Source organism: Gemmobacter caeruleus (assembly GCF_008271655.1).
Classification (GTDB): domain Bacteria; phylum Pseudomonadota; class Alphaproteobacteria; order Rhodobacterales; family Rhodobacteraceae; genus Gemmobacter; species Gemmobacter caeruleus.
Genome location: NZ_VKKX01000055.1, coordinates 1 through 13,141 on the forward strand (window position 1 = coordinate 1; position 13,141 = coordinate 13,141).

14 protein-coding genes are annotated in these 13,141 nt (G+C 63.1%); 7 read left to right on the top strand and 7 right to left on the bottom strand.

Annotation, left to right across the window (positions count from 1 at the left end):
* Positions 1-41: 41 nt before the first annotated feature.
* From FOA17_RS19095 to FOA17_RS19110, 4 genes are all read right to left on the bottom strand, one after another.
* Positions 42-434, bottom strand: coding sequence for a JAB domain-containing protein (locus FOA17_RS19095; protein WP_338029128.1), 393 nt, complete (start codon positions 432-434; stop codon positions 42-44).
* Between the two features lie 125 nt (positions 435-559).
* Positions 560-1,759 carry a DUF932 domain-containing protein gene (locus tag FOA17_RS19100; protein WP_149143115.1) on the bottom strand — a complete coding sequence of 400 codons (1,200 nt, stop codon included), beginning with the start codon at positions 1,757-1,759 and terminating at the stop codon, positions 560-562.
* Positions 1,760-1,990: 231 nt separating this feature from the next.
* The gene (locus tag FOA17_RS19105) at positions 1,991-4,813 is read right to left on the bottom strand and encodes a TrlF family AAA-like ATPase (protein WP_238991898.1); all 2,823 of its coding nucleotides are present in this window, start codon (positions 4,811-4,813) and stop codon (positions 1,991-1,993) included.
* A 236-nt stretch (positions 4,814-5,049) separates the two neighbouring features.
* Positions 5,050-5,454 carry a single-stranded DNA-binding protein gene (locus tag FOA17_RS19110; protein WP_149143116.1) on the bottom strand — a complete coding sequence of 135 codons (405 nt, stop codon included), beginning with the start codon at positions 5,452-5,454 and terminating at the stop codon, positions 5,050-5,052.
* Positions 5,455-5,892: 438 nt separating this feature from the next.
* Between FOA17_RS19110 and FOA17_RS19115 the strand changes: the two genes are divergently transcribed.
* Entirely contained in the window at positions 5,893-6,213 is a 321-nt protein-coding gene (locus FOA17_RS19115; protein WP_149143117.1) for an H-NS histone family protein, read from the top strand.
* Positions 6,214-6,485: 272 nt separating this feature from the next.
* Here FOA17_RS19115 and FOA17_RS19120 read toward each other — a convergent pair whose 3' ends face one another.
* Both FOA17_RS19120 and FOA17_RS19125 read right to left on the bottom strand, forming a co-directional pair.
* Positions 6,486-6,827, bottom strand: coding sequence for a YnfA family protein (locus tag FOA17_RS19120; RefSeq protein WP_238991899.1), 342 nt, complete (start codon positions 6,825-6,827; stop codon positions 6,486-6,488).
* The gene (locus FOA17_RS19125; protein ID WP_149143192.1) at positions 6,824-7,264 is read right to left on the bottom strand and encodes a MerR family transcriptional regulator; all 441 of its coding nucleotides are present in this window, start codon (positions 7,262-7,264) and stop codon (positions 6,824-6,826) included. The genes FOA17_RS19120 and FOA17_RS19125 overlap by 4 nt, the downstream gene beginning before the upstream one ends.
* Before the next feature lie 89 nt (positions 7,265-7,353).
* Between FOA17_RS19125 and FOA17_RS19130 the strand changes: the two genes are divergently transcribed.
* From FOA17_RS19130 to FOA17_RS19155, 6 genes are all read left to right on the top strand, one after another.
* Entirely contained in the window at positions 7,354-9,639 is a 2,286-nt protein-coding gene (locus FOA17_RS19130) for a heavy metal translocating P-type ATPase (RefSeq protein WP_149143119.1), read from the top strand.
* Positions 9,640-9,643: 4 nt separating this feature from the next.
* Positions 9,644-10,267 carry a methyltransferase family protein gene (locus tag FOA17_RS19135; RefSeq protein WP_149143120.1) on the top strand — a complete coding sequence of 208 codons (624 nt, stop codon included), beginning with the start codon at positions 9,644-9,646 and terminating at the stop codon, positions 10,265-10,267.
* 209 nt (positions 10,268-10,476) lie between these two features.
* Positions 10,477-11,070 carry an SCO family protein gene (locus FOA17_RS19140; RefSeq protein ID WP_149143121.1) on the top strand — a complete coding sequence of 198 codons (594 nt, stop codon included), beginning with the start codon at positions 10,477-10,479 and terminating at the stop codon, positions 11,068-11,070.
* Positions 11,071-11,075: 5 nt separating this feature from the next.
* A complete protein-coding gene (locus tag FOA17_RS19145; protein WP_149143122.1) occupies positions 11,076-11,549 on the top strand; it encodes a copper chaperone PCu(A)C in 474 nt (157 codons plus the stop codon).
* Positions 11,550-11,587: 38 nt separating this feature from the next.
* Positions 11,588-12,133, top strand: a complete 546-nt coding sequence (locus FOA17_RS19150) for an SCO family protein (protein WP_149143193.1) — start codon at positions 11,588-11,590, stop codon at positions 12,131-12,133.
* Between the two features lie 139 nt (positions 12,134-12,272).
* Positions 12,273-12,740 (top strand): DUF411 domain-containing protein, encoded by a 468-nt coding sequence (locus FOA17_RS19155; RefSeq protein ID WP_420841726.1) that lies wholly within the window; start codon positions 12,273-12,275, stop codon positions 12,738-12,740.
* On the opposite strand, the gene FOA17_RS19160 is transcribed toward FOA17_RS19155, so the two are convergent.
* Positions 12,741-13,121, bottom strand: coding sequence for a hypothetical protein (locus FOA17_RS19160; protein WP_149143124.1), 381 nt, complete (start codon positions 13,119-13,121; stop codon positions 12,741-12,743).
* Positions 13,122-13,141 lie beyond the last annotated feature (20 nt).

A 13,141-nucleotide genomic window follows, 5' to 3' on the forward strand; every position in this document is an offset into this window, starting at 1 on the left:
TGGAAAATGGCAGGTGCGGTCATGTTGCACGGCGAGCACCGTTATGTGTCCGACTTCGGTCCACAAGCCATTGAAAGACCAACCCATCTTGACGGTAGGAGACATAAGAAAACGGGGCACAAAAGGTCCATTATGTGGCGCGCCACATAATGGATCAGGATCAAGGCGCTGGCGTTCAGCATCAGCGCCCGCTTGATCACCTCACGCGGATAGACCGGGACATGGTCGACCGTGCCGGTCGAGAGAAGCTCATCGGAGATGATGCGGTTCTTGCGGTCGAGGTAGAGCACGTGGAATCGCTCGATCGGACCGCGGACGCTGAACGCGCAATAGTCCATCAGCGCCTGCCAGCTGCCGATGACCGGGTTCTGGCTGAGGTAGCGGCCGAGGATGTCGCGGGCCTCAAGGATGATGGTTTCTTCCTGGGGAGTCATAGGGGTCTCGCTGAATTGCACGCACCGGACCCCCCTGCCCTCTCGGGGCGGGGCGAGTGGGATGCATGTGGAAGGGGAGTGCGCGACCGCCGCGGATGCAGGCGGTCGCCGTGTCGGGGCCTGCGTCAGGCGACCCGGTCGAGGAGCTTCTTGGCGCGCCCCTCCATATCGAGGCGGGCATCTTGCTGGGTCTTGTCGCGCGCCAGCCGCGTGATGCCCTGCACGAAGTCGAAGATGCTTTCGGGCGGGCGGCCCTCTTCCATCAGCACCTTCTCGATGATCTTGCCGGATTCGGCTTTCGAGAAGCCGCGTTTGCGCAGGAAGTCATCCCTGTCCTCGTCCGACCTCGCGACGATCTGCTGCCGCGCCGCCTTGATGCCGTTCACGAAGCCCTGTGGCGAGGAATTGGCAAACCGCGTCAGCGCCGGGGCCGCCTCATGGGCGAAGCGCGACGCGGCGTACTTGGAATGACGGATCGTGATCTCCTGAAAATCCTCGACGCCCCAGAGGTTGCGGTTCTGGCACACCGCCCGCAGGTAGAAGCTCGCCATGCCGAGGGTTTTGGCGCCCACCTCGGAGTTCCAGCAGTAGAAACCCCGGAAGTAGAGATCGGGGGAGCCGTCGGGCAGACGGCCCGCCTCGATCGGGTTGTGATCGTCGACAAGGAACAGAAAGACATCGCGGTCAGAGGCATAGAGCGTGGTCGTGTCGCGGCTGATCTCGACATCGGGGTTGTAGACCCCGGTCGGCCAGTCGAGCACGCCCGGCACCTTCCAGCGCGTGTCGCCCGTGCCATTACCCGCGATGCGCTGCACCGCTTCGACGAGTTCATGGTCATGGATGCGGCCATAGTCGGGGCCGGTCACCGCACGCAGTTCGGTGCGACCGTCTTCCGTCTCGAAGGTCTTGACCTGCTCGGCGCGGTGATTGGTCAGGCCGTATTGCAGGTTGATCCCGGCCAGCGGCGCAGGCAGCTGCCTCAGGTAGGAGGCCGGGGCCCCAACGATGCTGGCAAGCTGGCCGAAGGCCCAATGCGTCGGCGCGACCGGCTCATGTGCCTTCGGCAGCATCAGGTGCAGCCGCTCGGGGTTGTTGCGCGCGGCTTCGACGCGGATGTCCGCCGTCTGCACGACCCGGCTGCGGCTGCGCTCGGAGCGGCCCTTCACATTGGCCCAGAGATCGTCGAGCGACAGATACCGCTCATCATCGGGCCGGTTGAACCATTCGGACGACACTCGCCCGTTCCGCTCACCCCGGCTCACATCCACTTTCCAGCCACCCGCCCGCGCCGGTGCGACTGGATCCAGAACTTCCACAACGCCCATCGGCTATCTCCCGTGACAGGCGCCGGGAGCCACTCTCCCAGCCATCAACCCGTCACCGGGAAACCGGCACAACTCAGACTCTTGGCAGTTTGGGCGGAACTCAGTCTGAGGTAGGGCACCGCGTCCGCCAACATGGATGCAAGCGGTCGTTCGCTCGTCGCGCAGGCATTGGTCCCGAAGTGACTTGTATGCGCATTGCAAAATGCTGATCGGTAACCAGCAGTTGTCCAGTCAGTATCCATACTTGTTTTGTCTGTCCTTGAATGCCCGCTCGCCGCCCTCCATGGTCCCAGTTATGACCTTGCGGATTTCCGGGTCATCAATCGCGCCGACACATTCGAACTGACGGGCTCCGGTGTCCGTGACTTCAAGATGCCCTACCAGCTCCGACGATCCATTGACGACGATGTTCGCGTTGTGGCTGGCGAAAATTATCTGGCGCTTGCCCTTCGCCGTGTGCAGCTTGTCTGTAAGCTCAGCAATGATGCGGTTGTCGAGGTCGCCCTCCGGCTGGTCGATGATAAGCGGACCGCCGGGCTGCTCAAGCAGCATAAACAAGAGGGCCGCAGCGCGCTGCCCTTCCGATGCTTTCTCGAACGATATCTTTCGGGTTTTGTCGATGTAGCTGAGGGTGATCGCGGGCACCGGTACCGCCGCAGAAATCGCGACCAGGCGCGCTGTGTCCATCCTTTCCGTGATCGCATCACGCAACTTGTCGCTCGCGCCCAGAACCTTCAGCAAATCCAAACAGGCCGGAGGCTCCGCCCCCGTCGCTGAGCCGAGGAGCCGCCAGTACAACAGAGAAAAACAGTCCGCCCGCAGGCGGTCGAGGAACGTCCAAAGCCCGTGCGCGCGGAGGCCTTCGTCCAGTTCGCGGATGCGCGTGGCCTCCTGTGATCCCGTCTTGGCGGCGACGATATCGATCGCCTCCCTGATGGCAGTGATGTCGCCTTGAGGATCGACGACAGCCTCTATCTTTCCGGCCGACAGGGTTTCGATTTCTTTGGCCCAAGCCTGCGTGCGGGTGGCCCGGGCAGCCACAGCCTCCTTCAATGCAATCAGCGCCGCCGTCAGCGCGGTGCCCGGATCGCCCTGCGCTAACAGGAGCGCTTCCAGGTCGTTGATCTCGTTTGTCAGCTGGGCGATCTGCTCTCTCAGCTTGACGATCTGCGCCGTTACGGTGGAATGTTCCCCCAACTTTTCAAGAACAGCGTCACGCGCAACGCGCGCCTTCTCGAAAAGGGTCTTCCACGCGGTTTCAGCTTCAGTCAGCACCGCCCGGTCAGTTTTCAGTGCTGCAACAAGAGCCGACAGGCCCGTTGCAAACTGTGTGTGGAGCGCGGCATAGCTTTCGGCGATGGCCTTCGTTTCGGATACAAGCGCGGACGAAAGGTCCCGCTTCTTATCCAGGGCGGCAGCGGTAGCGACAAGATCGCCGACAATCTGATCCGCGTGCTTGGACGCCTGAATGCGCTTTGCCTCAAACTCGGCGGCTTCATCAAAGAAGGCAACCGTCGCCTGATCTTCCGCCGACAGCTTCGGCAAAGTCTTTTCCAGGGCGGCGACCCGCTGCCGCAGTGAATCGCGTGAGGTCATCAGCCGGTGCAGGTTCGCCTGCTGACTCCAAAACTCCTCCTGCTTCTGGACAGCGCTGGTGACGCTGCCCTTCGTGGAAGCGATGGCGGCCAGAAGGCGGTCATCCTCGCGCTTATAGTCCGCATCAACAAACTGAAGGAGGTCGCTGAGTTCAGCCTTGGTCCCCGCCTGTTTGCCAATCTCCGCTAGCTCGCCCTGGCTGTAGACAACAGCCGGAAACAGAGCGCGCAACTCCTTTGTCGAGATAGTCTGGGACGTGCCGTTGGGGTAGGTGATCTTCGGCTGGTACGACGTGGCCGGGCTGCGCACAATCGTGAACACAGCCCCGTCCTGCAACAGGTCCATCGTAACGGTGGCTGACTTGGCGGTCAGTGTGTCGGTGATGAGGTCCCGCATGCGAGCGGTTTCAGAATAATGATCACGCTGCGCATCACTGCTGCTGCGTCCCAAAGCAAACGCAAGGTATTCCAGAAGCGAGCTCTTTCCGCTGCCGCGTCCGCCGATGAAGGAATTCAGTTCAGGGCTCAATGAAATTTCGGTGGGCGCAAGGATCGCAGAGCCCTCAATCTTGAGCTTTGCGACGGCCAGCGATGCCAGCCGGGGCGGACCAATCGAAATCCGGGACTGAAACCCGAGAAACGCCTGCCGTACCGCCTCAGCGGTGGGAGCCGCCACCTTGATCCAAGTGTTATTTGTCCCGAGATGCGCGCGGTCGGCAGAACGGCAATCAGAGGTCGGCAACGGGTAGATACGCCGCACAGACCACTGCTCCAGCTCACCGGACAGGCGCTGGCGATTCTTGGCCAGGAGGGTATCGAGGGTTTGGCCGCGATCCAAATAGCCGCCCACATAGGGCATCCGCCGGAAATCAGCATGGCTGCCCTCCGTCAGGACAGTGTGGCCACCGCCCTGCGAAACATTCGGCAGTATAATGTATCGTCCCTTCAACCCCGGAAGTGTGTCGAGCGCGGCGCCGATATCAGGGTAAACACTCTCCAGCTGCGTGAGCGGCGGTCCTTTGGCCTGGTTAGGATCAAGCACCGTGTAGTCGATACCGAGTTTGCCCTGAGCCAGCTGCCAACTGTTCTCTGGAAGGTCCGTGTCGAACAGGATGATGCACTGAACACCGCCACGACAGGTCAGCTCCATGCCGGGGAACAGCCACAGACTGAAGCCGGGGTCGGCCTTCATTCGGCTCGAGATGGCCCTCATAACATAAGGAATCATGATCATTTCATGGTGATCGGTCAGGGCGACGGCCTGCAGTCCGCGGTCAGCGCATTGCCCCACGAATTCATCCGCCCATTGCGCGCGGGCCGCTTCTATCTGTGCGGGCAGCACCGGCTGCCCTGTCGCGGGGTCAACCTCGCCTGAGCCGACAGGACGCGCGCCTACCCAGTTCGGGTCCCGCGGCGAGTGAACCTGGAAGTCGCATTTTTTCCAGCTGGCGTAGGTCATTCTGTTGCTCGGTAACTGTGGTCGGTTAATGGTCACTGCCGTTTTCGCCCATCCGCCAACATTGTAGGTATCTGGCCAATGCGAGAAGCAAATGTGCACTTGCTGCAGCATGCATGAACGGCCGCTGCAGACAAGTTTCGCTAGTGTCGATCCACAACCCTAGTGGCAGTTCCGGACTGGAACGTCCGAACCCGGCGGGTTTCCCCGCCGGGTCCTGTCGGGGGAGATCCCGTTCCTCAGAACGGGATCTCGTCGTCGCGATCGACCAGCTCGGGGTTTTCGTTCTCGGCCGATTTCGGGCGGCTCAGGAAGTCGACCCTCTCTGCGATGATCTCGCAGCCGTAGCGGTCAGTGCCGGTGGCGTCGGTCCACTTGGTGTAGTGGATGCGGCCGTGGACGAGGACCTTCATGCCCTTCTCGCAGTGCTCCGCGACCGTCTTGCCGAGACCGTTGAAGCAGGTGATGCGGTGCCATTCGGTGTCCATGACCCGGTAGCCGTTCTCGTCGCGCATCACGCGACCTTCCGAGAGGCGCGGCCGCGAGGTGGCCAGGGTAAAGTTGGTGATCTTCGTGCCGCTTTGGGTCGAGCGCACTTCGGGCTTTTGACCGATGTTGCCGGCGAGGATGACGATGTTCTGCATGCTAAGCTCCTGTGTTTCCTGTCCCTGGGACCGTCCCTTCGACAAGACCCGGAAAAAGCCTGTCGGCTGAGGCGTGCACGGGAGACGGAACGTCGACCGGAAACCTCCAGAGGGCCGGGGTGGAGCGGGCAGGTGACGCGATCCTTCAGGATCGCTAGCCAACACGGCCCGGACTGACGCGGGGTTGCGCGCCAGAGGCCGAACAGGCTTAGGGGATTGTCAGTCGAAGGGATGGCACCGGGGATAGGAGCGGCCTGGGGCTCTCGCAGAACTCGGCCTTCCTGGCCAAGGCAACGGGGTTGAAGCATCTTCGAGAGCATCGACCCGGCGGCTCAAGCCAACCTCATCCCCCTGCCCTATCGCGGCGTCCTCCGTGGGAGTTGCGATGTTGCAGCCTGACGGCTATCCCGGACGCATCATTCAGGACACGAGGGCCCAATGGCTGATTTCAATCTCGAGGCGATGTCGCTCAAGGAACTGCGTCAAATGCAGAAGGACCTCGCCAAGGCGATTTCCACGTACGAGGACCGGCACAAGGCCGAGGCCCGCGCCAAGCTGGAAGCCATCGCCAAGGAGATGGGCTATTCCCTCGCCGATCTGATCGGCGTCGAGGTGAAGAAGACCCGTGCGCCAGCCGTGGCGAAGTACCGGCACCCTGAGAACCCGGCACTCACCTGGTCGGGTCGTGGGCGCAAGCCGCAGTGGTTCGTGGAGGCGGTGGAGGCAGGGAAGACGGCAGGCGAGTTGGCGGTCGGTTGAGCGAAAGCGGCGACGCACCCGGCCCAAAGCCTCCTTTCCCATCGGGCAAGCCTACAGACTGCTATCGGTCAGGGATACTAGCGCCAGTCTAAATGTAGATTGGACGACAGGAGGAGGGGGAGGGAATGCGGTTCAACCTCCTCCACATGAAATCACTAAGTTGCAATGGCTTGTTGGTTGGGCTTGCCCATGCCTGCTCTTCGGCACTGAAAGTTCGCGACATCGCCGGTGAACGAAGGTGATCATTGCTCGCCGGAACCCGCTGCGTCGCATCAGTTTCCGGTTGCCCTCGGTGCAAAGAGGACGATTGCCGCTCCGAGCAAACAGAGCATGGCACCGCTCAGGTCCCACGCGTCCGGTCGTTGCTTCTCCACTGCCCACAGCCAGACCAGCGAGGCGGCGATGTAGATGCCACCGTAGGCCGCGTAGGCGCGCCCGGCGAAATCCGAAGGGGCAAGAGTCAGGAGCCACGCAAAGGCCGCAAGGCTCAGGATCCCCGGGACCAGCCAGAGCATGCTTGCCCCTTGCCGCATCCAGGCCCAGACCGCAAAACAGCCTGCGATTTCGGCGAGTGCGGCACAGATGTAGATGGCGAGTGTGCCAGGGGCGGTCACGAGGACAACTCGGGTTCCGGGTGGCTGTGATCGGTCGCGCAGAGGGAATGGTCGCCCAGAACCTCGATCACCCGACAGTCTGCGATCCGACCGCCCGCGCATTGCAGGACCATGCGTTCGAGTTCAGCTTTAAGCGCCGTGAGGCGGGCAAGGCGGCTCTCGACCTCGGCCAACTGCGCTTTGGCTATGGCATCGGCGGCGGCGCAGGACTGGTCGGGCCTGTCCGACAGGCTGAGGAGGTCGCGTATCGCCTCGAGTGTGAAGCCAAGGTCGCGCGCATGTCGGATGAAAGCCAGCCGTTCGAGCGACTTCCGGCTGTAGAGGCGTTGGTTTCCGGCACTGCGCTCGGCCTCCGGAAGAAGGCCGATCTGCTCGTAGTATCGGATTGTCGGCACCTTGACCCCGGCCTGCTGCCCGAGTTTCCCGATGGTCAGCACTAGATTCCCCTTGAAGCTATAGTTGCTAGAGACATTAGGTTCCTGATTCGATGAAGGCAACTGTCCGCATTCGGACAGAGGGGACGACGATGACAGACGCTACACGCGAAGCCACCTGCGACTGGACAGTTTCGGGCATGGACTGCGGATCTTGTGCCACCAAGATCAAAGATGCTGTGGCGCGGCTGCCAGGGGTCAGCGGCGTCGAGGTCGGCATCATGTCCGAACGCCTGCGCCTGACGCTGGACGAGGACCGGACCAGCCGCGAGAAGATTGAGTCCACGGTCAAGTCGCTAGGCTACGGGATCGCGCCGCGCGCGGCCGGGGCGAAGAAGGACTTCGTTCTGCCGGGGGCGCCCCCCGCGACCAACCCGCGCGGCGAGGATAGCGGAGACGACCACACAAGTCACGACTACGCCACGCAGGCGGAACGGATAGTAAGGTCTGACGACAGCGGCCACGACAGCCTCGGCCATGTGCATGACGAACCCGCCGATCGGGGCAAGCACTGGTATCAGACCGCCAAGGGGCGCTTGGTGATCGTGACCGGCCTGCTCCTTGGGGCAGCCTGGGTTGTGGAAACCCTCGCGCCCGAGATCGGTCGCTGGGCCTTCATTGCTGCCTGCCTGATCGGTGTCGCCCCCGTGGCGCATCGTGCCTTCGCCGCGCTACGGATGGGCCAACCCTTCACCATCGAAAGCCTGATGACCATCGCGGCCATCGGTGCCTTGATCATCGACGCGGCCGAGGAGGCAGCGCTGGTCGTGTTCCTGTTCGCCGTGGGCGAGGTGCTGGAAGGTGTGGCCGCGGGCAAGGCGCGGGACGGAATCCGGGCGCTGGCAAATCTCGTGCCCAAAACGGCCCTTCTGGAGGTTGGGGGCACGACCCGCGAGGTTCCGGCGTCCAGCCTTGCCATCGGCCAGATGATCCTCGTGCGCCCCGGTGACCGGATTCCTGCCGATGGCGAGATCACCGAGGGCACCTCGGGCATCGACGAAAGCCCGGTGACGGGGGAAAGCGTGCCGAAGTCGCGCGGACCGGGGGACTCGGTCTTTGCGGGGGCGATCAATACCGAGGCGGCCTTGCGCGTACGCGTCACCAAGGGTCCCGAGGACAACACCATCGCCCGCATCATCCGCCTGGTCGAAGAAGCTGAAGAGGCCCGCGCGCCAACCGAACGCTTCATCGACCGCTTCAGCCGCTGGTACATGCCCGCCATCGTGGCGGTGGCGGCACTGGTGATCGTGGTGCCGCCGCTGGTCTTTGGTCAGCCATGGGATACCTGGATCTATCGCGGGCTGGCTCTGCTCTTGATCGGTTGCCCCTGCGCGCTCGTCATCTCGGTCCCGGCCTCCATCGCCTCAGCCATGTCGACGGGTGCGAAACGCGGGCTGCTGATGAAGGGCGGCGCCGTGATCGAGGCTGCGGCCAAGGTTGGCTGGGTCGCCTTCGACAAGACCGGCACCCTGACACATGGTCGACCGCAGGTCACCGATGTCGTGCCCTTCGGCAGCATCACCGAGGCGGACCTGCTGGCGGTGGCGGCAGCGGTCGAGACGGGGTCGAGCCATCCACTGGCCATCGCCATCCTCAACAAGGCGAAAGAGGCCGGTGTTGCTGCTCTGCCGTCGCGGGATGCCAAGGCTCTGATGGGCAAAGGCGTGGTTGCTACCGTTGGCGAGGCCTCCGCGTGGGTTGCTTCGCCGCGCTATGCGATGGAGCACGATGGCCTCGATGGTCTTGGCCTGCGGCGGGCCACGGTGTTCGAGGATGCAGGTAAGACCGCTGTCGCTGTCTTCCGCAAAAAGACTCCGCTCGGCCTGATCGCCATGCGGGACGAGCCGCGCGCGGATGCAAAGGAAGCCGTGCGGCAGCTAACGGCGATGGGTGTCTCTTCTGTCATCCTGACCGGGGACAATCCGCGCACCGCAGCGGCCATTGCCGGGGATCTGGGCCTGAAGTTCGAGGCCGACATGATGCCGGAGGACAAACTCGCTTACATTCGCGAGATCGGCACGCGGGACGGCGTGATGATGATCGGCGACGGCATCAACGACGCGCCCGCGCTGAAACAGGCGAGTGTCGGCGTGGCTATGGGGTCGGGCACCGATGTGGCGCTGGAAACCGCGGATGCGGCGATCTTGCGCGACCGGGTGACGGACATTCCCGCCACGATCCGGCTGTCGCGGGCTGCGATGGCCAACATCCGCCAGAACGTGACCATCGCGCTTGGGCTGAAGGCAGTGTTTCTGGTGACCTCGGTTTTCGGTCTGACCGGCCTATGGATCGCGATCCTTGCCGATACCGGGGCAACTGTCCTGGTCACTCTGAACGCGCTGCGCCTGTTGCGGTTCAACCCGGAACGCGAGGCGTGATGCGATGATCTCCGGTTTTAGCTGGGCCGCGCTGGCTCTTCTCTTCGGCTATCTCGCGCTGTTCTTCTGGGGCAGCGCCATGGCGGCACAGGCTGCGGGTAAACCCGTCTGGCTTTTCTCTCGAGCCACGGGGCGCGACCGACTGGCCGCCATTGGGTTCCGTGCGGCCTATGCACTCGCCTTCTTCGGGCCACTCCTCTGGCTCGCCGTGCCCATGCTCCACAAGATCGATCCGCTCTGGACCGAGGGCCGTGCCGTCCTTATCGGCCTAATCGGGGTCTTTGTCGCAGGGCTCGGTGCGATGGTGGCCTTTGCCGCCCAGATGTCGATGGGGTCGTCTTGGCGCGTTGGAGTGGTCGGCGGCGAGACAGGTGAACTGGTTACGGGCGGGCTCTACCGATTTAGTCGCAATCCAACCTTTGTTGGGCAGGCGGCACTTTTGGCCGGGGTCGCTCTTGCTGTGCCATCCACTCCGAGCATCATTGCGCTGCTACTGTTTCTCTGGTCGGCCGTGACACAAGTCTGGTCGGAAGAGGCTGCCCTTCGGCGCTCAGTCGGGTTGGAGTATGACCGATATGCCGCGTTGGTCCCGCGCTGGATCGGCTTGAATTGGAGCAAAGCCGAATGACCGCATGACTGACTTGGATTCAAAACACCGCTATGGCCGACCGGGCTTTGCGCACTGATCGCAATCATGATCGTCGTGTTGAACTTGAGCCGTATGCGGGCAGTCCTGTTCGGCTGAGGCTTCACCGTTGCGTGACGTCGAGAATTGAGCCTTGAACCTCAAGTAGCTGGAGGGTCTAGCCATGATGCCGAATGAGGAGTTGGAGACGGATGCGACTGACAGGGATGCAGAAAGCCTTGTGGGCGGCGGCGGGGATCGCTGTCCTTGCCTACGCAACCCTGCTGCGTGATACGGACCCGTCACCCGGAATTGTGGCCGACGCCCCGTTCCGCCCGACCTTTTCCCTTCCGGACGAGACCGGTCGCCTGCTTTCGCCGTCAGACTTCGGAGGCAAGCACCTTCTAGTCTTCTTCGGCTTCACGAACTGTCCGGATGTCTGTCCGACCACGCTCGCCGAAGTCGCCCAGGTGATGGACGATCTCGGCCCGGACGCTGGCAACGTACAGCCTCTGTTCATCTCCATCGATCCGGAGCGCGACCGCCGGCTGGGATTGGCCGACTTCACCGCCGCCTTCCACCCGGCGATCATCGGATTGGCCGGAGACGCGGCGCAGACGCGCGCCGCAGCGGACAGTTTCCGCATCCACTTCGCGCGTGAGGACGATGCGGCCGCATCCGATGGCTACACGATGTCCCACAGCCCCGCGCTCTACCTCATCGGGCCCAAAGGCGATTGGCTGCGCCAATTCACCTACGGCACGCCTGCTTCCGAAATCCTTGCCGACCTTCGTTCCAGATTGTGAGATCCATGAAAGCCCTTGCCTTCTCCGCCATATTGACCCTGACCGCCTCTGCCTCCTTCGCCTGCGAGACGGTCACACTGGGTGATTTGACCATCCAGAACGCCTGGTCGCGCGCCACTATCGGTGCGGGTCGGCCTGGCGTGCTCTATCTCGAGATCACCAACAACGGTGGCACGGACGACGCTCTGGTAGGGATCGCCACCCCGGCGGCGGGGATGCCAATGCTGCATGAAACCGTGGTCAGCGATGGCGTCGCCTCGATGCCGCATGCCATGGCTGTGCCGGTCCCGGCAGGTCAGACAGTGGCACTGGCGCCCGGCGGATACCACGGGATGCTGATGGATCTGACCGCGGCCCTGAAGGAAGGCGAGACCTTCCCGGTCACGCTGATGTTCCAGGCGGCAGGTGAGGTGACCGTGACCGTCGATGTCCTTTCGATGCGCGCGGAGGGACCGGATTGCGCGGACGCCGGACAGTAATCCTCGGCCTCGGCGGAGTTGCGGGCGCCACGGCCTACATGCTCGGTCTCGGCTGGTGGCAAAGCCGTAGCCGCGAAGGGGCAGGCCCGGCGCTGCTGCCGTTGCCGGTCGCCGAGATGGCTTTCAGCCTCACCGACCACCGCGGTAACCGTGTGACGCCCGCTGACTGGGTCGGCCAACCGACGCTGGCCTTCTTCGGCTTCACCTGGTGCCCTGATGTCTGCCCGACCACTTTGAGCGACATCTCGCTTTGGTTGGACGAGCTTGGTGCCGACGCCGACCGATTGAACGTGGTGTTCATCACCGTGGATCCCGAACGCGACACTGGACCGGTCTTGTCTGACTATCTGGCGAGCTTTGATCCCCGCATCACAGGGATTGCAGGACCGGTGGCAGAAGTCGAACGCGCCGTCGCAGGATTTCGCGCGCGGTTCGAAAAGGTTCCTCGCGACGGTGGCGATTACACAATGAACCACACCGCCGGCGTGTTCCTGTTCGACGCGGACGGGCGATTTGCCAGCATCATCGACTATCACGAGGATCGACGCTTTGCCCTGCCCAAGATCCGGCGAGTCCTTGGGTAGAACAGGACGTCCATGGTCGACCCTGTTCACAATGAAACTCGGATCGGCGTCTGCCGATCAAGGTTTGCCATTGCACTCAGACACTCGCCGATTGCCCGCAAGTTGCTATCTTTCTCCCAAGACGAAAAGGATGACTGACATGCTGATCGACCGACGCACGCTTCTTCTCGCAATTCCCTCTCTTGCCGGTCTTGCTGCCGTGCCCCTGCATGCGGAAGGCGATCCGGGGATTCATGTCGTCAAGGACCCCGGTTGCCCGTGCTGCAACAGCTGGATCGGCCACCTGCGCGACAACGGTTTCTCGGTCAGCTTCGAGGAACGCAGCATCGGGGATCTGGCAGCGTTCAAGCGCGAACGTGGTATCTCGGACGCGCTTGCCTCCTGCCACACCGCAACGACGGCCGACTATACCCTCGAGGGCCACGTCCCGGCTGCCGACATCCGTAGACTGCTGTCCGAACGTCCTGATGCGGTCGGGCTGGCAGTCCCGGGCATGCCCTACGGCTCGCCCGGGATGGGACCGGAAAGCGAAAGGGACGCCTATGACGTGATCCTGATCCGCCGGGATGGGACGACCGAGGTCTTCACGAGCTATCCTGCTGCCTGATCACTGATGCGGCGCGGCCCCGGTTGCGATGGCCCAGTGATGGGCCTGGTGGTGCATGCCGACCGTCATGGCACCGATGAAGCCGAGCGCACGGATTTGCGCCGCGTCGCCCGTCACGGTCAGGTCCGCGCCTGTTGCCGTGGCGACCGCGCCGTAGCGCCACCCGGACGGATCGTCCATCGTAGCCGCGTGCGCTGTGACCATCCGCTGGATAGAGGCGACCACGTTGGCATCGTCCGAGGTGACCGAAAAGACGGCACCCTCCGGCACCTCCGCCGCCGCAACTTCGCTGCGTAGCGTCACGTTGTCCATGTCGATCAGGTGCTGACGCAGGGCCTCGATATCGACGCGGGTCCAGTCAGTCGCAGGGTCGGCGCGCAACAGGCCAACGATCTCGCCAA